The organism is Bacillus cereus group sp. BfR-BA-01380 (assembly GCF_022663535.1).
Classification (GTDB): Bacteria; Bacillota; Bacilli; order Bacillales; family Bacillaceae_G; genus Bacillus_A; species Bacillus_A cereus_BB.
In genome coordinates this window covers 67,298-86,830 of the sequence record NZ_JAKUFS010000018.1, presented here as the reverse complement: position 1 = coordinate 86,830, position 19,533 = coordinate 67,298, and the positions used below count along the sequence as shown (strand labels likewise).

The window sequence follows — 19,533 nt, the reverse complement described above, 5'->3', positions numbered from 1 at the left end:
GATTTTATAAATTCCCCCTTTCTTCTTCCGTTATATTCCGGTAAAGTAATATAGGGACACTTTTATTCGTAGGGGCAGCTGATAGTTAGTTGAAAGAATCGCACTCTTACTTAACTAAACGTACTTTAGGGGGATTATTATGAAGAAAGAAAAATGGCTGAAGCTCACATTAGCAACAGGAATGACTTTAAGTATGGCCACCATGTTTAGTTCAACAACTTTTGCTGAAAGCGCTGTAGATCCAGCTCCACAAATTGCAGCAAAAATTGTGAACGAAAACGCTGGAAAAAAAGTATTATTTGATAATACACATGGTCAAACAGCAGGAACAGCTGATTGGGTTATTGATGGGGGATTTTCTGATTTCGGAAACGGCATTGCAAACAAAGGCTTTTTTGTAAAAGAACTACGTAAATCAACACCTATTACATATGATGACTTAAAAGATTACAATGTGTTCATCATTCCAGAAGCAAACATTCCTTATAAAAAGTCAGAACAAGATGCAATGCTTCAATATGTAAAAAATGGCGGCAGTATCTTTTTTATCGCCGATCATTATAATGCTGACCGTAATAAAAATCGCTGGGATTCCTCAGAGGTTTTCAACGGGTATCGCCGCGGAGCATGGAGTAATCCCGCAAAAGGAATGTCTTCTGAAGAAGCATCTTCACAAGCTATGCAAGGTGTAGAAAGTTCTGACTGGCTAGCAAGCAACTTTGGCGTGCGCTTCCGCTATAATGCAATTGGCGATGTTTCTACAGATAAAATTGTAGCACCCGATCAATCATTCGGAATTACTACAGGTGTTTCATCTGTTGCTATGCATGCCGGATCTACAATTGCAATTGTAAACCCGAATTTAGCAAAAGGAATTGTCTACTTACCAGAAAGTTTACCTAAGTGGAATAACGCCGTTGATAGTGGTGTATATAACGGCGGCGGTATCGCTGAAGGTGCTTACGTTGCGGTGGCAAAAGTTGGTTTAGGAAAAGCAGCCTTTATCGGTGACTCTTCGCCAGTTGAAGATGCAACGCCAAAATATGTTCGTGAAGATACAGGACAGTCTAAAAAAACATATGATGGATATAAAGAAGAAAGCGATGCTACTTTATTAACAAATGTCGTAAAATGGCTCTCTGCAAAAGAAACATATACTAGCTTAGATCAAGTAAAAGGATTACAACTAGACACACCAACATCATTAAAAACATTTGAACAACCAAGTGCATCAACTGAGCCGCAACCAGAACCATGGGGTGCTCCTAACCAAGGATATCAATGGTTTAATCCAAGTACATTTAAACCTGGTTCTTACGGCTATAATACTAACAGCAATAATACTGATGATGGAAACGTCTCAACAAATGATTATAACTTTATTCACCCTAGTATTCTTCCAAACAGCGGTGTATTTCAACTAAAAATACAAGCAAATCATTTGTTACCGAATACTACTTACAATAATTACTCTTTAGGTATTTATACAAGTGGTGGTACACAAGTAGCAAAAGTTCAAAATGAAAACGGAATTTGGCCTTCTTCTTACGGTTATAGTAATTCATTTTCCTTTACTACAAATAGCCAAGGTTCCGCTGAAAAAGTCGTGAATGTACAAATTGCTCCTAATACAGTAGGACAAGCTACATTACGCCTTCGTCAAAATACAACTGTAAAAGAAAATAAAACAGTTGCAATTGGAACATCTGCTATTCGATAAAAGGAGCCCCCTTTCGTGATGAAAGGGGCTTTTTTTATGCATTACCCCTCCTTTATCATTATATAAGAATATTTTTCTACAAAAATAGACCTTTATTGACTTCACAAATTTAATAAAGTAAACTATTAATCAGATAAAATTATTAACTTTGTTTTTTATGTTAGGAGGAATTGCATATGGAAGCTGCGCTGCAGTTTGATGAAAAAAAACAGCAAAAAAAGAAACATCCTCCAGGTTTATACTTACTCTTTTTCACAGAAATGTGGGAACGATTTAGCTATTACGGATTACGAGGATTATTAACATTATATTTAACAACAGCCTTAATAAACGGTGGTCTTGGTTTTAGTAAGAGCTGGGCACTTACGATTTACGGCTTTTATACAGGCGCTTGTTATTTCACTCCATTAATTGGCGGATTTTTAACAGATCGTTTTCTTGGTAGACGATTAGCGATTACGCTCGGTGGTATAACAATTGCAATTGGTAACCTTACGTTATTTGCACTGCAAAGCCAATTAGGGCTATACCTCGGATTAGCGCTTATTATTATCGGGAACGGTTTCTTCAAACCAAATATTTCTACCCTTGTCGGAGAATTATATAAAGAAAATGATCCGCGCCGTGATGGTGCCTTCACAATTTTTTATATGGGAATTAACGTCGGTTCCTTCCTTGCTCCACTTGTTTGTGGATATTTATCAGAAGATTTGTTTAAAACAACAGTAGATGGCGTTATGCATTACGGTTTCCGATATGGATTTTTAGCTGCGTCTATTGGGATGATTGTCGGACAAATTTTATTTACAACATTATCAAATCGTTTTCTTGGTGATATTGGTAAAAAACCGACAGCAGCTTTACAAACAGGAACAGGCAACAAAACAGCTGGTAATACACCATTAACGAAAAAAGAAAAACAACATACAGCCGTGATTATCATTTTAACGTGTTTTGTTGTTTTCTTCTGGGCTGGATTTGAACAAGCTGGTAGTTCTTTAACATTATATACAAATAGCTTTGTAGACCGCTCTATATTCGGTTGGGAAATTCCAACATCTTGGTTTCAATCTGTAAACCCACTATTTATTATTTTATTAGCACCAGTTGTTTCTGCACTTTGGACAAAGCTTGCTTCTACAAAACGCGGTGATTTAAAAATCCCAACAAAAATGGGTCTCGGTATGATCTTACTTGGAATTGGTTATATGGTTCTTGTTGCTGCTACGTTAAAAACAGGAAGTAATGAACAAGCAATTACAGAAAAAGCAAACCTGCTCTTTATTGTCTTTACTTACCTATTCCATACATTAGGGGAATTATTCTTATCTCCAGTCGGACTATCAATGGTAAGTGCACTTGCTCCTATCAAACTCGCATCTTTATTAATGGGCGTTTGGTTAGCAAGTACAGGTGTCGCTAATGTTTTAGGTGGACAGTTAGCAAACTTTACAACATCATTAGGTTACTCAGAAGTATTTGCTGTTATTGGAGCTGTCGCTATTTTCTTAGGATGTATATTACTATTACTTTCAAAAAAATTAGTAAAGTGGATGGACTAAAAAAGCTGAGGGGTTGCCCCTCAGCTTTTTTTACGCATTTTCTCCTTTTTCTATCGCTTGCTTATAGAAGAAAGAAATTCCACCCTCAACGAAGGTGGAATTTCTTTTTAATTATTTCATTTTTTTCGTTTGCACCAAATTCCCAGATACTACATATCGCTTTGAATTATCAAGTACAGACGTACATGTAATAAGGGTTATTTCATTTTTTCCGTGATCTTCAACAACTTCCCACTTATCCGGAGTGACTTCTGTTACTTGTTGTACCGCATACTCATATTCATTTTCACTATCATATAAATATACTTTATCATTCTTTTTTAGTTTCGAAATATCGCTAAATAACACACCTTTTTTCGACATGTTATGTCCTGCTAATGCATAATTCCCTTTTCCCATCTCTTGTTTCTCTTTTACTGTTGCTGCACCTGATAATAAATTTTTCTCTGTTGAACCATTTAAAATTGGTAATTCTAATCCCATGCTCGGAATAGATATACGCCCAATAACTTGCTTTTTATCTAATGAAGCATTTGCCACATCTGCTAAATCCGGTTGTTTTATTTTAGAAGCATCAACAAATTTCGTTTCTTGTTTTTCATACTTCATTTTCTTAATAGCTTGTGCGTTTTCGCCTTGCATCTTTCCAGCTTTATAACCATCATAAAATGGTTTGGCAATTAAAATGCCACCTACAATAAATAAAAGAAGTGCCAGTATACTATAAATCTTTTTCTTATTCATACTCCAATTCCTTTCCTTCACAAAATTTTCCTTATATAAAATGATAAAGTAAGAATGCTAGATATACAAGTGACATATACAAGACAAAGGAAATGGCACTCCTTATTAGGAAGTGCCATAATTATCATTTTTGCAAACAATAAAAGCTCAATGTTCCATCTGCTTCATCTGCACTTACAAACATATTACGGTTGCTAATCTTATGAATCCCTTCCGGTGCTTTGCCTCCTGAAGGAACAAGACCAATATAAACAGGGAACATCGGGATTGTTATATCAAAAAAGAGTACTGCATTTGCCCTTTCAGCAGCAACAGCCATAATCGGACTTTCTTGTATTATTCCTGTCGCAACATTTTCCACTTCACTGCCTCGGCTATTACTACGACTATCTAAATATAAACCTTTAGCTGCCACTTTTTCATCAATAAGATTCATACTATCATATACAAGCGAACCATTTTGACTCCATACAGATATATTGCGTCCACCTGATTTCACACCATCTTTAAATTCATTTTTCCCTAGGTCGCCTTCATTAGCAGTAATTACAAAACGCCCCGATTGATCCCACGTTATACCATCTGGTTCTGGTCTTGCAATCAGTTCATCTTGAAAAGAAACAACACCATCATTTTGCAAATCTGCTTTATGCTTTGTTGTTCCAAGGCCAAATATTGTTTCAATGTTTTGTCCTTGCAAATTAACAATAGCAACTGCATTGTTTTCCTGTAATGTAACAGCTGCTTTTTCTCCATTTGGACTAATCGCCACATATTCTGGCTGCGGATCATGCTTGTACACTGTTCCATTTCCAATCTGACTTATATCAATTGATAGCTCATGGTGAATTCCTTTCAATACATCTCCATTAGGGAACGTGATGATAGAAATTGTACCCGGTCGCTTTGTTTTTTTCATATTGACTTCATTTCCGTCATTTGGATCTCCTTCTTCATCCTCATTACAAACAACAAGCTTTGTCCCATCTTTTGATAAAGCAATAGAATCTGGCCCTACACCCACCTCGTATATTTTCACAATATTTTCAGATGATAACTCTATAACTGCTATCTTTCCTCTATGCGCATTATACAAGTTATCCCCGGTACGAAAAGCAACGAGTGCATACTTACCATCTGGTGTAACTGTTGTACTCGTAACCTCTGCTTCGGAATGAATTCCTTTCAAACTCACTGTCCCTTTCAATTGAATGTCTTGTAAATTTTCAATTGAAAGGATGCTAATTTGTCCTAAGTCTGCTTCTGTTACAACTAACGCCTTACCATCTGGTGAAGATGCCGCGATTTCTGCTTTTTTGCTTGGCATTGAAAAAATGGCCGTTCTTTCTATTTTTGTATTCTTATGCTTATTACTAATGAATTTATTTACCATTTCCTCTACTTGCCCACGAAATGCTGGATTTGAAATACTCCCTTTTGGTAAACTTTCTATTTGATTGGCAAATTGTTTCGTTTCTTGATTGATTTCTTCTGCGTTTACATGATTGCCTGTCCATAATACACTCGCCATAATTCCGCCACAGAGCAAAGCCTTTCTCATTCTCTAATCCCCCCAATGTCAATACTTCTTCTATTGTAAAAAGGATTTGTAAACTCTCCCTATAGCATTTCATTAAACTTTTGTAAAAACACAGAAAAATCCCCTATATTCAAAAAAAAAGATGTGCTCTTTGGCACATCTTTTACACAACCTTATTACGATATAAAGAAATATGAAAGACTGTAGTTTGGATTAGCCAAATGAAGAATAGTACGTATAGTGGATATTCTGGAATGTTTTGATTGAATAGTGGATAAAAAACGGACAAGGCGACTGCAAAAGGCATAATAATTACTAATGAAAGTACGGTAGTTCGGCACGCTTTTGCTGTTAATATTTCTTCTCTCTCATCTTCACTTGGAAATAATAATGGAAATGTCCAAAATGATAATTTCTTATATTTCTTTTTTTGCACCTTGTAAGCAATGAAGATCCCTACTGCTATAATCAGCATTAATGTGATTGGTGTTAAATTCATCGTAACATACCACGTTTGCTTTTCAGTACGAATAATGTTTGCAAGTTCCGTAATGACATGAAAATACTCAACAAATACCCAGCATGTTATAGCAAGTATACCTATATTTATTACATAAGAAAGACCGATTCTATTCATTTCCTTCCTCCTCCTTTTGTAACACAAATACCTCTTCCATCTGCATACCAAATACATCACAAATCATGAGCGCTAGTAATAATGATGGGACATAATCCCCCTTCTCAATAGCAGCGATCGTTTGTCTCGTTACCCCCACCTTTTCAGCCAATATACTTTGTGAAAAATGAAAACGGGCTCGTAATTCTTTTACTCGATTATAAATGGTCAATTTTACCACCTCTCACCATTATTGTATGCTAAACTTTACAAAATGTAAAGTTAACTTAACATTTGATATAAAAAAATCTACTTTGCTTTTGCAAAGTAGACCTTTTGCTTTAATCTAAAATAATAACTTTAACCTGTCTTCTACCCCAAGAGCTAGAAGCCCCTTTATCTGGTACGAAAACATCAATGCGATATCCTTGAATTGCACCACCAGTATCAGCAGCAATAGCTTCGCCATATCCTTGAACCCATACGCGTGATAATGGCGGAATAACTGCTGGATCAACGGCAATTACTTTCAGATTTGGATTTGCAGTTAAATCGTATCCTCCCCATCTAGTATGTACATGTTCACCTGGCTGTTTACCATTTTCTGCTGGATCATTTGTATAAGCCGTAGCCTCTACAAAAATTTCACGACCGCTAGATGGTTTATCTAAAGGCTTGTCACTTGCTTTTGGTGCTTGTGAAGCTTGTGCAGCTTGTGCAGCTTGTGGTGCTTGTGGTGCTTGCAAAGCTTGTGCAGCTTTTGCAGCTTTTTCACGCTCTGCAGCTGCTGCCTGTTCACGAGCAATTGTATCTTGTACGCTCTTCATATCTGCTTCAAGCTTTGCTTTTTCTTGCGCAGCAAGCGTCAGCTGACTAGAAATTTGATTATACTTTGCTTGTACAGATTGTAGATTATCTTGACGTTTCTTTAAGTTGTCTTGTAAATCAGCTTGTACTTTTGCTAATTTTTGTTTATCGCCTTCTAAAGACTTTTCTTTTTCATCAATTATCTTTTTATCGGCTTCAATTTGGCGAAGATCTTGTTCTTGTAAACGAAGAATCTCTTTATCTGCATCCATAATTGTAGAAACCGCACTCATACGTTGCAGGAGCTCTGCAATGTTTTTTGAGTCTACAATTACTTCTACTACTAAATTTACATTTGAGTTATCTTGAACAGAGACCATACGTTTTTTCATAATACCTTTACGCATAAGTACTTTATTTTCTAAATTAATAATCTCTTTCATTTTTTGCTCAATTTGTTTATGCGTTTCATCGATTTTACGCTGAATTGCATCTTGTTCTTCTTTGTTTTTTGAAATTGTATTATTTAAGTCCGATAATTCCTTTTGAATTCCTTCAATGTCTTTCATTACAGCTTGCTTTTCTTTTTCTTTTTGCTGCATGTCATTATTATTATTTTGCAATTGCTGCTGCATGTTGTTTAATTTCTCGTCGTTTGACTCAGCTTTTACAGCAACTGTACTAGTGAAACAAACAAATCCAGCTAATACAAAACTACTGATACGCTTAAAATAGTTCATAATCCGACTCCCTTCTTCTACATTTATACATGATTTATTTTACAGTTTGTTTACAAACTCATTAAATACAGTTTATTTTTTATAACAAAATATAACGAATCATAGAAAAACTGTAATAAAATCATTCAAATATTTCCATTAATTTTTATATTTATATATAAAAATCTAATACTAAAATCTTAATATAAAGTGAAAAATTTCTCAATGAGAAGTTTTCGACATATAAGTCACTGCTATGCAGAATACAACATGACCTGCTCTCGCTTTCTCCCTTTGTTTTAAACCTCGCATGTGGCAGGAAAAGGTCCCGACCGCTTCTATGCATGGCCAGATGCTCTCGTTCTCCCCTAAAAAGAAAGGGGTTTTTATGTCGGTTTTTCAATTTGTATTTATATATGTTTACCAAAAGCAAAATCAAGTACAGGAATTAGAACATCAAAATGTTATCACTTCATTTTTTTTGTAAAAAATTGTCGTCCCCTTTACATTTACTCTGTTTTTTCTGAATAGTATTATACTTTATATGAAGTGAAACTTCCATCAGTGGGAGGGTTTTTTCATCCCCCACTGATGGTTACTTGAACCAATCGGGCTTTTATGGGCAGTTATCCCCCCACCTATCTTCTTTAGAAAAGCGGAAGCGGCTCGCTCAGAATCGCAGGACGCCCACGCCCCTGACAGAGAGGTGCTTTTTGCCTCGTCCGAGGGGGCGAAACGACCGGAGATTCTAGCCGCTAGAGCTGGACAACACTTCTCTCTCATTCTTGAGGTGGGGGTCTTACTGCCCGTTAATGCGGGATAAACACTTTTTGCTGAATCCATATGGAGCGGAGGAACCGTTATTGTAGGCTTACTAGGGGTGAATCTTTTACAGTAGGGTACCCTTCAAGACCCGAACCCGACAGCTAACTTCGTAAGCATAACTGGAGGGATTGCCTATGTTATGACTGAAGAAAAACAATGCTTATCTTATTACTTTACTATTTAAAAAAAGAGGGATCCATTATGTTCATTGTGACAAACACGCTTTATATAAAAATAGATTGCGAAAACGAAGTACTAAAAGTATTAAAACAATATTACCCATCTCCTAATACGCTAGGTTTTATTAATATAGAAGTCTCCTATACAAAACATGTTAGAGATGCTACTGAATTCTTCATTCGCACATTATGGAAAACGCAAGAAGACTATCGAGAATGGCTAACCTATAAAAAGAAATCTACTACAATTACGTGGCAGCAACAAATTCAACCGTATATTCTTTCTTCCAAATCCAATGTAACTCAACTACATTAGAAACCTACTAAAAAAGAGCATGGAAGCAATATAGTTCCCATGCTCTTCAAAATGAATATACTTTCTTTTCTTGATAATATAAGTGAATAACACATCATGTGTTATACCACCAGCTAACCACGGCAACTATAGCGCTTATATAAGGAGCCCTTCATCATGAAAAACATTCTAGTTATCCTTCTAGTAGAGGAAGGATGGCTTTATTCGATATTTAATGAAAATACTTTCGCTAAATATGGATTTAAAAACATCGCTGTTGGATCTACTGTTTGTCTCACTTCTAAAAAATGATGCCATTTTGGATATACTTGTTGCAACGTATCATATGTCATTGTATGCATTTTCCCCCAATGCGGACGTCCTTCATACTTTTGAAAAATACGTTCTACTGCTTGAAAATAAGGTGTGTACTGCATCCCTCTGTACATATGAACCGCAATATAAGCAGAATCTCTTCCATATGACGGACTAAGCCAAATATCATCTCCTTTTGCATAGCGACATTCAATAGGAAAATGTACTTGAAATTTTTTTTCGTAAATGAGATTATAAATTTCTTCTACCACTTCTTTCATATATTCTGCTGGAATACTATATTCCATCTCATAAAAGCGGACGTTGCGAGCAGTTGCAAACACCTTATAACTTGGACCTACGATTTTGGTATTTGGTACTCCTTTTGCTGATAATTGACTAACACTTTTACTTATAGAAGGAACAAGGCGACAACTCTCTGATAACAATGAAAAAGCCATATTTTCTATTAAAGCTGTTTTGAGTTTATGCCACTTTAGTTCTCCTCCTATTTCCTCCGTTACGTTTGTAATTTTCACTTGAACATCTTCAGAATATGGAAAAATAAAAAACTCAAAATGACGATTCTTCTTATATTCTTCCAATTTACTCATAACAGTAGCAAATGATTCTTTTTTACTTTCATAAGCAAGTGAATATGCTGGTATGACTTTTAGTTTAACTTTTACAATAATCCCCAGCATGCCAAGCGACAATTGAAACCCCTTCCAATATTGTGGATATTCTTTTTCAGAACACGTAATCACTTCTCCTGATGCAAGAACAGCTGTTACTTCCACAACTTGTGTTGCTAAATTTCCAAACGAAATCCCCGTTCCATGCGTTCCTGTACTAATTGCCCCAGCAATAGACTGCGCATCAATATCCCCTAAGTTCTCTTGTGCATATCCGTTCTCTTGCAATATTTCACCTAACTGAGACAGCTTTGTACCTGCCCATACTTCTGCGATTAATGATTGTGAATCAATCCCGCTGATCCCTTGTAATTCATCCAAAGAAATTAAAATCTCTTCTGTTTGAACAAGTGGTGTAAAAGAATGACCCGAGCCAACCACACGAATACGCTTTCCAACTTCTTTTGCAAATTTTACAGCCTCAGCAACCTCTTCAATGCTTTTTGGATACATCGTATACTGCGGCACCCCTTGTACATTCCCTGTCCAATTTCGCCACTGCCGGCCCCTTATAGGAAGCATTGCCCGTCCCCCCGATATGTTCGATATTCTCCTACTACTTCACCATCAGAAATACGATATAAAGAAGAAAACCTTTCACATAACTCCCCTGCTTTACTATGCCGAAACACAATGCCCTCTCCAATTCTTAATTGTTCTGTTCCTTCATAGTAAACAGGTGTTTGCACTTCACCTGCTCCTTCTAATGGAAGTAATTTTGCATCACTTGGCATATACGGCTGCGGTTGCTTATCCTTTCCAGTCATTCCCGATGCAATATATCCTCCACCTAAACATGTATAAACATGAGGTTCTGGCTGACGGACAATTGGTAATACAAATCCAACTGCTGGCTCAAATGCAATGTCTCTATAATAATCAAAAAGGGACGGAGAATAAAAAGCAGACCCAACCGTAATTTCTGTAACAGACTCATCTTGAACGGTTGTCTTTATACTCCCTGTTCCTCCGCCATTTACAAAACGTAATGAAATTCCTTTTTGCCCTAATGCTTGTACAATTAACTCTCGTCTGTTTGCAACTTCTCTTACTGACCGTCTTTTTAAATAAGACACCACTTTATTTTGGAAGTTTTGTTTTGGTACATGATCCCCTACACCTGCTATCTGTGCTTCATAGCCCATAACACCATCTATTTTCAAACAAGATGATTGTAAAACTCTATCAGCTACTTGTAGTACTTGTTCTGCAGTACGTAAAGGAGACCGTTTTACTCCAAAATGAAAGCCCAAAAAACGACTGCTCATATCAATATCAAAACAAATATGAAACGTTCCTTCTACTTGCAATGCAATATGCTCCAAATACAGAATATGCTCTTCGCAATCTACCATGCAAGTAATCTTGTATCCTTGTTTTGTAAGTATACTTATTTTCTTCAGAGACTCTTCATCCCAAACCGGATATCCAAGCAATAAATCATCAAATCCCTCTTCAATTAAAAACAGAACTTCCGCTGGTGAGTAACACATAATCCCTTGAAAACACGCATGTGATTGTAAAATTTTCTTCATCACTGAAACAGAGCGTAATGATTTGCTCGCAATCCGAACACGTTTTCCTTTATGAAGCTGAATAATAGATTGAATATTTCTCTCTAATGCATCTTCATTAAGAAAGGCACATGGCATTGAAAGTCCTTGAAATGTTCTACGATCCACATCTCTCCCTCCCCTTCTATATATTTCTTATATATATATTGGAAGGAACATGAAATTTTCCTCTTCAAAAGAAAAAAAGTTCCTTCTCATCGAAGAAACTTTTTCACTTATTTTATAGAAATTGTGGCTTGTACTGGATAATAATTGGGATACGCATATGTTTTGAACCAAGATTCGTCATTAACGATTTACATATGTATCAAACCATAAGTGAATATAACCAGCTATAACACGCTGTGCTTCCGTTAAGCGTTTTCCTGTCACCGGTGTCACTTCTGCTCGCCATTTATTTGCATATTCTTGAGATGTAACTGCTTTTACAAACCAATCTTTTGTTGAATCATTCACAACACCTGGATAATCTTGTTTAGCTGCTGCTGCCGCTTCGTGAATCCAATCTTCTGGATTTGTTCCCTTCCAGTTCCAATATCCGTTATTATCTGCAACTTTGTAGTTATCTTTAATTGTATCAACAAAATTTTCATACTTGGAGTGGAAGCCCATTGGATAAGAAAGATTCGTAAAGTTTGCTGCGTGCATCGGCTGAGTTACATCTCCTAAATAATGAAGAGATAATCCTAAATAGAAGAATGCTTGTTTCATATCTTTATTTTGGTATGCTTCGCCAGCAAGTTTAAAATATTTCGCACCCGTTTCTTTTGCCTGTTTTGCAGGAGAGATGTATGTTTTCTGTGTATCTGGATCATAAAAATGAGAAGCAAATGTAAAATTATCAAAATAAGGCTTCTCATGATCAGCAGAATAAATCCCGTTTTCTAAGTCGTCACGCCACTCATTTAATAAAGCAGTTTCATTTGGTTTTACAATTGTATGATTACGAGACATGATATCGATTGCACGGTTTACAATCCACAAATGAGAATTAACACCTTCTTTATGTCTATCCTCAGCAGACCATCTTAAAATTGGTGCCTGATTTCCACAATCATTTGTGTGTGCAAACGCTACACTTTGAACTGGAGCAGCCAAAGTAACCATAGCAGCTAATGCCAATACTTTCTTTTTCATAAAAAATCCTCCCATTTTATATTTATCTCTAACATGAAGTAATATCCTCTAGTGATATTCGGTTAACCTATAATAAGGATATATTATTTCCTAATCACTTTCTATCATTAAAATGAAATATGTAAATGTTCATATTTTGTTTTTTAGATTTATATTATAGAGGGTCTTGCAAAACCCCCATCAGTTTATTACTAACGTCATGAATAAATGATATAATCTATTTTTATCTGATGTAATAAATTAATTGAAAAGGTGAGAAGGCATGGAGAAATGGTTTACACTTCGAGAAATTTCTCGAAATACATCTATACCTATTCAAACGGTAAAGCGCTATGTAGAGGATTATCAGTCATATTTAAATATGCATGAAGAAGAAGAAGGAGTTTATATATTTCATGAAACATGTATTCCGACACTGCAAGAGGTTAGGAAATGCTATAAAAAAGGAAAGAATAAAGAAGAAATTGAAGAGATTTTGAACAAAGTTTGTAGCAATTCCACGGCAATGGTAGTCAAGAAAAGTACATGTAATGAGGGCCCTCTATTATTAGAAATACATAAACATTTTGAAAAAGAAAATAATGTTCATCAAAATCTTATCAATGTGATTCAAGAACAAAATAAAGAGATAATTAAGCTACATCAAAAATTAAATGAGCATTTAGTACAAAAAGAACGTATCGCAATAGAAGAAAGAGATCGTACATTAACACAATTACTTAGAGAGATACAAAATGTAAAAAGAGAACTAGCAAAATCAAAAAAGAAACCTTGGTGGAAGAAAGTTTTCCTTTCTGAAAAGAACTGAAATTACATTTATATACATATTCCTCGCGCTATTCGCGGGCAGTATAAGGCCTCCAGCGATTAAAGTTTCGCTTTCTTTTTAGTAGAATCGCGTATGTTTTCCTTTCTTTTTGAAAATGCTAGACTTTTTTTGACGATTTTATTAATGTAAATATTGTGCACAAAAAGGAAAGCTCAAATTTGAGCGTTGGGAGTAGTTTATGACACCAAGTAAACAACAAAAACGCTTATTATTCTTGCTAACCGCTGTGCTGGTTGCAGTATTCTTATGCGTTAGTTGTCAAAGCAAGAAAACAAGTTTGAAAAAGTCTCATGATGATGTAGCGGATGTACAAGAGGATAAAGATTCTGAAAAATCCAGTCAGAGCGATTCTTCTAAAGCAAATGTTAAAAATAATGTTTCTAATCAATCACCAAAAGACAATCTCTCGAATTCAGGAAATGAAGGTAATATTCCGAAACAATCAACTGAGACAAATCACGCTAGTGATTTACCTCAAAATAAGAATGATAGAGATTCAAGTGAAGAAAACTCTTCTAACGAAGTACAGAAGGAAGCTACTTTCGTTAAGTTAGGGCAAAACGACAACGACAACGATCAAACTTCAAACAACATGAATAATTTAATACAACCAGTACGAGTTAGTGAGGCACAAGAAAAAGAAAAGCTAGAAGCAGCTAGACAGCAAGCTGAAGAAGCTAAAAAGCAGGCAGATGAAGCTAGACAGCAGGCTGAAGAAGCTAAAAAGCAAGCAGATGAAGCTAGACAGCAGGCAGCAGCAGCTAGACAGCAAGAGGATGAAGCTAGACAGCAGGCAGCAGCAGCTAAAAAGCAAGCAGATGAAGCTAGACAGCAGGCAGCAGCAGCTAGACAGCAAGAAGAAGCTAAAAAACAGGCAGACGCAGCTAGACAGCAAGAAGAAGCTAAAAAACAGGCAGACGCAGCTAGACAGCAAGAAGAAGCTAAAAAGCAGGCAAACGCAGCTAGACAGCAAGAAGAAGCTAAAAAGCAGGCAGACGCAGCTAGACAGCAAGAAGAAGCTAAAAAGCAGGCAGAAGCTAGACAGCAAGAAGAAGCTAGAAAGCAAGAAGAAGCTGGAAAGCAAGAAGAAGCTGGAAAGCAAGAAGAAGCTAGAAAGCAGGAAGAAGCTAGACAGCAAGAAGAAGCTAGAAAGCAAGAAGAAGCTAAAAAGCAAGAAGAGGCTAAAAAGCAAGAAGAGGCTAAAAAGCAAGAAGAGGCTAAAAAACAAGAGGATAAAAATCATGTACTAAATGCGTTTGAAAAACGTGTTGCGGAGCTAGTTAATGTAGAACGAGCGAAAGCGGGATTATCTCCATTACAGATAGATACAGAGCTTAGTAAAGTAGCACGTATAAAATCAGAGGATATGTTGAAAAATAATTATTTTTCTCATACTAGTCCAGTTTATAATTCGCCATTTGACATGATGACACATTTTGGTATTTCTTATTCCGCAGCAGGTGAAAATATCGCTAAAGGGCAACCAACACCAGAAGAAGTTATGGACGCTTGGATGCACAGTCCAGGGCATCGTGCGAATATTTTAAACGGTGATTTTACCTATATAGGTGTTGGCTATGTGGAACAGGATAATATTTGGACGCAACAATTTATCAAAAAATAAATAAAAATTGTTGATAAACTCGAGTTTTTAGCAAAAAACTTTTTTGAATTTGCAAGTGATGGGATTTTAATTATGAAACGAATTCAACCGTTTGGTAAAAGGATTCCATAAAGAGTTCAATAAAAAGTTTTGAACGACAGAAGTCATTTTTACAAATGACTTCTGTTTTATTATTGTAAGCGTCAAATATTCCCCACCTACAATTTGTAAATAACCTATGAGAGAATCTCCTTACATACTCTATAAATACAAATTAAAAAATCGCCATGAAAACCCTCTTTCTTTTTAGCTGGGCGAGAGTATCTGGCCATGTATAGCAGCGACTTGTATGTCGGAAAATTAAAATAGATTGATATACATAGAATGAAGACATGCAAAAGTCTACTTTTCACTACCTTCTAATATCTTTCCTCTCCTATAATCCAATGCGTAAATTTCCAAACATGCCAATCAATTTCATTGCGGAGAAAATTAGCATTATGCCATAATAGCACAAGAGAGGTGAAAGAGTTGAAATACTTTATTTATTTTATTGTTATCATCGCATTTTTCGATACATTTTCACAATTGCCGATTATGAGTACATACGCACAAAACCTTGGGGGAACTCCTCTTATTATCGGTCTTGTCGTTGGAATGTACTCGTTTGCTAATATGATTGGCAATATTATTGCGGGTGCATCTGTTGATAAATATGGTGCCAAAAAAGTTCTTTATATTAGCATGGGTATTACAAGTCTCATAGTTTTGTTGTATATCTTTGTTCAAAGTGGAGAACAACTTATTATCGTTCGTTTTCTGCACGGATTTAGTGATGGATTTTTAATACCAGCCGCCTTCACTTTCTTATCAAAACAAACAAACTCAACAAAACAAGGGAAAGCAATGGCTTTATCTGGTGCAGCCGTTGGAACAGCAGCTATCATCGGTCCTGCTTTCAGTGGGATTATGAAAGCGAAAGCTGGTATACACTGGGTCTTCATTACAATTTCTATCTTAATGATACTTGGTACAATAATCTCACTTTTCTTGCTTCCAAATAATAGAACAAAAACAAAGCCATCACGGATACAAGCGATAAACAAAGAAGAGCTGCTCGAATTATTAAAATTCGAACCACTGTTACAAGCATATATCGGTGCTTTCACCTTAATGTTTTCACAAGGAATTGTCACATATATGTTACCTGTAAAAATAGAAGCTTTAGGACTAAAAACATCTACAACAGGAATGATGCTTAGTGTCTTTGGAATCACTGCAATCCTCTTCTTTTTACTACCTACAAATCGTATATACGATTTCTTTAACCGTCAAAAAATGATGGTTATCGGTATTGCAATCATGGCATTTGCACTATCATTACTTGGTATATTTACATCAAAGGGCATGCTTTTTGTTGTAATGATGATTTACGGAATTGGATTTGCAATTCTCTTTCCTTCTATTAATGCCTTGCTTGTTGAAAATACAACAGAAGACAATCGCGGAAAAGCATTTGGATTATTCTATGCATTCTTCTCATTAGGTGTTGTTGCCGGTTCATTTACAATTGGAGTAATCGGTGCCTCACCGAGCGTAAGCTTTGTAATTGGAACAGCTTTCTTATTTACCTTTGCTTCAACAATTTATGTACGAGGAAGATTAAAGAAGACAATGGTGGGATAGCCCCTATCGCCATCAAACTAATATTTGGGAGTATCCCCAAAACGAAAATTCGATCTCTTCATAGTTGACTATGAAGAGATCGAATTTTTTGTTTTTGGAACAATGAATCCCTTAAGTTGATAGGCATGTAATGCTGCCCCTATAGAAAAATTGGGTAGATCAGGAAAGATATTAATAACGTTTCATAAAATAACTTTCGACAATTCCCCCGGAAATATTTTTTCTCTCTGCACAACTCGATAAAATATTTAGGCATTTATTCCAAACTATACATCCATTTTAATTTTTCGACATACATGTACAACTTAATAATGTCGTTACTGCAAATGCCGAAAAAACGCGAAACGGTGTTTTCTTCCCTACTTCATACCTCTTCCATTTTTCTTTGAATTTAAACATCCTCATTTATTAATATAAATTATATTTGAAGAATTACTATGTATGAACCCCCGCTTTTTTTCGTTAATTCCCAATAAAAAAACTAGACTTTTGTCAGCTCCCTCTAGTGCACCTTGAATATTGGACATCGTCGAACCGCGATATATCAGTGGACATGTAAGAAGGAATTATCCATAAAAAAAAATGGTTCAACGTATCCGTTGAACCATTTTTTTTATATTATTTTCCTTGTGTTTTTTCCCAATCCGCTAAAAACTTCTCAATTCCTTGATCTGTTAATGGATGTTTCACTAATGAAGCGATAACGTTTGCTGGAATTGTTGCAATATGTGCACCGTTTAACGCTGCGTCTGTTACGTGAACAGAGTGACGTACAGATGCTGCAATGATTTCTGTTTCAATACCATGAATCGCGAAGATGTCAGCGATTTGACGAATTAAGTCCATGCCATTATGACCGATATCATCTAAACGACCTAAAAATGGAGATACATACGTTGCACCAGCACGTGCTGCAAGTAATGCTTGTACTGCTGAGAATACTAATGTTACGTTTGTACGAATTCCTAAATCAGCGAATGCTTTTACTGCTTTTAAGCCTTCTGTCGTCATTGGCACTTTCACAACAACGTTTGGTGCAATTTTCGCTAATTCTTTTCCTTCTTCAATCATTTTATCTGATTCTAAGCTAATAACTTCTGCGCTTACAGGTCCTGATACAACACTGCAGATTTCACGAATACGCTCATGAAAATCTACGCCTTCTCTTGCAACAAGAGATGGATTCGTTGTTACACCTGCTAATACGCCAAGGTCGTTTGCCTCTTTAATTTCGTCAATGTTTGCTGTATCAATAAAAAATTTCATGTTTTTTCTTCCTTTCTGAATGTGAGTATGTGTTTATTTTTTCTTAATACGGTCTAATTCAACCAAAATAATTTTTATTTTTTTCCTTTGCCACACTTACTACCGATGTAACTGCATTGGAATCCGTTGAAATGATACCGATTATATATTGCTTTTTAAACGAGATTTTGTACATCCACTACTATTCATTTAGCAGAAATATCAAAGCAATAACGAAGATTAGTTGTCAGACGTCTGTCCATAAAAATGAGTGTAAAACCCCTCAAAACATCATTTTCAATAAAAGGTACTCCTTTTCCTTTCTCAATGATGAGACCGGTTACAATTATCATTATAAGGACAGCAAGCAATCCCACTCCTATTGCAAAGAACGAATTCATACCAGCAATAAGTGTACGTAATAATGCTAAAATAGAACCTACTAATAAGTCAATACCTCTAAGTTAAAATTACGATAAAAGTCATAATCTTAAATGCATTTGACAGTTCCATATACGCTAATTAAAACTTCACCATCCTACAATTATCTGCACTTCTCGTAATTTATCTCTTGATGGCATACCACCTTGTGCTCCTAATTTTGTTACAGAAAGACCGGCTGCAATGTTTGCAAAATGAATTGCTTTTTGCAATTTTTCTCCTTCTGCAATCGCAACTGCTAATGCACCGTTAAATGTATCTCCAGCTCCTGTCGTATCAACAACTTCAACAGAGATGCTTGGTACATGAACAATTTCTGTCCCATTATGGAATCGAACACCGTTTCCGCCTTCAGTCATCAACAATTTATTAGGATATTTCTCAAGAAGTGATTCAATTGGTGATGTAAAGTCATCTAGAACGATTCGGCATTCATGCTCATTTGGTGTAATGTACGTTGCTTTTTGTAACACTTCTTCTGGCAATCTTTGCGCTGGAGCTGGATTTAAAATAACTGGAATTTGATGTTCTTCACAAATATTTAGTACATATTTTACTGTTTCAAGTGGAATTTCTAGCTGCAAAACAACCATATCCGCTTTCGTAAGAAGATCTTTTGCACGATTTATAAGGTGTTCATTTACAGAACGATTTGCACCTTGTACAACAATAATACTATTATCTTCTTCAGCCAATACGATATGGGCAATACCTGTCGTTTCATGCGTAATCGCTTCCACGTACTCAATAAAAATATGCTCATTCTCTAAATTTTTCCGAACAAATTTTCCGTAATTATCATTTCCAATTGCTCCAACCATCGCAACATTTGCACCTAAACGTGCTGCAGCTACAGCTTGGTTTGCACCTTTTCCACCTGGAACAGTATGAAAAGCTTCCCCAATTACTGTTTCACCAGCTTTCGGACGTTTTTTTGAGATGGCAACTAAATCTACGGAAATACTGCCAACTACCACAATATTTGGCAATTCCTCCCCCTC

At 36.0% G+C, this 19,533-nt stretch carries 15 protein-coding genes, 1 pseudogene and 1 riboswitch; of the genes and pseudogenes, 6 read left to right on the top strand and 10 right to left on the bottom strand.

Features of this window, described 5'->3' with window-relative positions; translation table 11 throughout:
* Positions 1-139: 139 nt before the first annotated feature.
* Together MR076_RS16805 and MR076_RS16800 are read left to right on the top strand one after the other, a co-directional pair.
* Positions 140-1,720, top strand: coding sequence for a DNA-binding protein (locus MR076_RS16805; RefSeq protein ID WP_242222389.1), 1,581 nt, complete (start codon positions 140-142; stop codon positions 1,718-1,720).
* Between the two features lie 176 nt (positions 1,721-1,896).
* Positions 1,897-3,282, top strand: a complete 1,386-nt coding sequence (locus MR076_RS16800; RefSeq protein WP_242222388.1) for a peptide MFS transporter — start codon at positions 1,897-1,899, stop codon at positions 3,280-3,282.
* A 111-nt stretch (positions 3,283-3,393) separates the two neighbouring features.
* Here the strand turns inward: MR076_RS16800 and MR076_RS16795 are convergent, their stop codons facing one another.
* The 5 genes from MR076_RS16795 to MR076_RS16775 form a co-directional block, all read right to left on the bottom strand.
* Complete coding sequence (locus tag MR076_RS16795) at positions 3,394-4,026, bottom strand: class A sortase (protein WP_242222387.1); 633 nt, start codon at positions 4,024-4,026, stop codon at positions 3,394-3,396.
* 124 nt (positions 4,027-4,150) lie between these two features.
* Positions 4,151-5,587, bottom strand: coding sequence for a choice-of-anchor I domain-containing protein (locus MR076_RS16790; RefSeq protein WP_242222386.1), 1,437 nt, complete (start codon positions 5,585-5,587; stop codon positions 4,151-4,153).
* 142 nt (positions 5,588-5,729) lie between these two features.
* Positions 5,730-6,203: a DUF2178 domain-containing protein gene (locus MR076_RS16785; protein ID WP_242222385.1), complete on the bottom strand. Its 474-nt coding sequence runs from the start codon at positions 6,201-6,203 to the stop codon at positions 5,730-5,732.
* A complete protein-coding gene (locus MR076_RS16780) occupies positions 6,196-6,423 on the bottom strand; it encodes a helix-turn-helix transcriptional regulator (protein ID WP_242222384.1) in 228 nt (75 codons plus the stop codon). The genes MR076_RS16785 and MR076_RS16780 overlap by 8 nt, the downstream gene beginning before the upstream one ends.
* A 100-nt stretch (positions 6,424-6,523) precedes the next feature.
* Positions 6,524-7,729, bottom strand: a complete 1,206-nt coding sequence (locus tag MR076_RS16775; RefSeq protein WP_242222383.1) for a 3D domain-containing protein — start codon at positions 7,727-7,729, stop codon at positions 6,524-6,526.
* 800 nt (positions 7,730-8,529) lie between these two features.
* Positions 8,530-8,664: riboswitch (cyclic di-AMP (ydaO/yuaA leader) on the top strand.
* Positions 8,665-8,734: 70 nt separating this feature from the next.
* Between MR076_RS16775 and MR076_RS16770 the strand changes: the two genes are divergently transcribed.
* The gene (locus MR076_RS16770) at positions 8,735-9,028 is read left to right on the top strand and encodes an antibiotic biosynthesis monooxygenase family protein (protein ID WP_242222382.1); all 294 of its coding nucleotides are present in this window, start codon (positions 8,735-8,737) and stop codon (positions 9,026-9,028) included.
* A 200-nt stretch (positions 9,029-9,228) separates the two neighbouring features.
* On the opposite strand, the gene MR076_RS16765 is transcribed toward MR076_RS16770, so the two are convergent.
* The 3 genes from MR076_RS16765 to MR076_RS16755 all read right to left on the bottom strand — a co-directional run bounded on the left by MR076_RS16765 (position 9,229) and on the right by MR076_RS16755 (position 12,728).
* Positions 9,229-10,539 carry a D-arabinono-1,4-lactone oxidase gene (locus MR076_RS16765; protein WP_242222381.1) on the bottom strand — a complete coding sequence of 437 codons (1,311 nt, stop codon included), beginning with the start codon at positions 10,537-10,539 and terminating at the stop codon, positions 9,229-9,231.
* Positions 10,527-11,699: an amino acid deaminase/aldolase gene (locus tag MR076_RS16760; RefSeq protein ID WP_242222380.1), complete on the bottom strand. Its 1,173-nt coding sequence runs from the start codon at positions 11,697-11,699 to the stop codon at positions 10,527-10,529. The genes MR076_RS16765 and MR076_RS16760 overlap by 13 nt, the downstream gene beginning before the upstream one ends.
* Before the next feature lie 180 nt (positions 11,700-11,879).
* Complete coding sequence (locus tag MR076_RS16755; protein WP_242222379.1) at positions 11,880-12,728, bottom strand: phospholipase C; 849 nt, start codon at positions 12,726-12,728, stop codon at positions 11,880-11,882.
* 262 nt (positions 12,729-12,990) lie between these two features.
* On the opposite strand from MR076_RS16755, the gene MR076_RS16750 reads away from it, so the two are divergent.
* The 3 genes and pseudogenes from MR076_RS16750 to MR076_RS16740 all read left to right on the top strand — a co-directional run bounded on the left by MR076_RS16750 (position 12,991) and on the right by MR076_RS16740 (position 16,846).
* A complete protein-coding gene (locus MR076_RS16750; protein WP_242222378.1) occupies positions 12,991-13,536 on the top strand; it encodes a DUF3967 domain-containing protein in 546 nt (181 codons plus the stop codon).
* 1,267 nt (positions 13,537-14,803) lie between these two features.
* Positions 14,804-15,181, top strand: a pseudogene (locus MR076_RS16745) (CAP domain-containing protein); the annotation flags it as partial.
* A gap of 510 nt (positions 15,182-15,691) precedes the next feature.
* Positions 15,692-16,846 (top strand): MFS transporter, encoded by a 1,155-nt coding sequence (locus MR076_RS16740; protein WP_242222377.1) that lies wholly within the window; start codon positions 15,692-15,694, stop codon positions 16,844-16,846.
* 618 nt (positions 16,847-17,464) lie between these two features.
* On the opposite strand, the gene fsa is transcribed toward MR076_RS16740, so the two are convergent.
* Positions 17,465-18,112, bottom strand: coding sequence for a fructose-6-phosphate aldolase (fsa, locus tag MR076_RS16735; RefSeq protein ID WP_242222376.1), 648 nt, complete (start codon positions 18,110-18,112; stop codon positions 17,465-17,467).
* Between the two features lie 509 nt (positions 18,113-18,621).
* Positions 18,622-19,521 (bottom strand): ribokinase, encoded by a 900-nt coding sequence (gene rbsK / locus MR076_RS16730; RefSeq protein WP_242222375.1) that lies wholly within the window; start codon positions 19,519-19,521, stop codon positions 18,622-18,624.
* Positions 19,522-19,533: the final 12 nt, after the last annotated feature.

What these genes read in the sequence shown, in the direction of transcription:
- MR076_RS16805 (WP_242222389.1), top strand. Translation starts at nt 140, where the DNA reads ATGAAGAAAGAAAAATGGCTGAAGCTCACATTAGCAACAGGAATGACT.
- MR076_RS16800 (WP_242222388.1), top strand. Translation starts at nt 1,897, where the DNA reads ATGGAAGCTGCGCTGCAGTTTGATGAAAAAAAACAGCAAAAAAAGAAA.
- MR076_RS16795 (WP_242222387.1), bottom strand. Translation starts at nt 4,026, where the DNA reads ATGAATAAGAAAAAGATTTATAGTATACTGGCACTTCTTTTATTTATT.
- MR076_RS16790 (WP_242222386.1), bottom strand. Translation starts at nt 5,587, where the DNA reads ATGAGAAAGGCTTTGCTCTGTGGCGGAATTATGGCGAGTGTATTATGG.
- MR076_RS16785 (WP_242222385.1), bottom strand. Translation starts at nt 6,203, where the DNA reads ATGAATAGAATCGGTCTTTCTTATGTAATAAATATAGGTATACTTGCT.
- MR076_RS16775 (WP_242222383.1), bottom strand. Translation starts at nt 7,729, where the DNA reads ATGAACTATTTTAAGCGTATCAGTAGTTTTGTATTAGCTGGATTTGTT.
- MR076_RS16770 (WP_242222382.1), top strand. Translation starts at nt 8,735, where the DNA reads ATGTTCATTGTGACAAACACGCTTTATATAAAAATAGATTGCGAAAAC.
- MR076_RS16765 (WP_242222381.1), bottom strand. Translation starts at nt 10,539, where the DNA reads ATGCTTCCTATAAGGGGCCGGCAGTGGCGAAATTGGACAGGGAATGTA.
- MR076_RS16755 (WP_242222379.1), bottom strand. Translation starts at nt 12,728, where the DNA reads ATGAAAAAGAAAGTATTGGCATTAGCTGCTATGGTTACTTTGGCTGCT.
- MR076_RS16750 (WP_242222378.1), top strand. Translation starts at nt 12,991, where the DNA reads ATGGAGAAATGGTTTACACTTCGAGAAATTTCTCGAAATACATCTATA.
- fsa (WP_242222376.1), bottom strand. Translation starts at nt 18,112, where the DNA reads ATGAAATTTTTTATTGATACAGCAAACATTGACGAAATTAAAGAGGCA.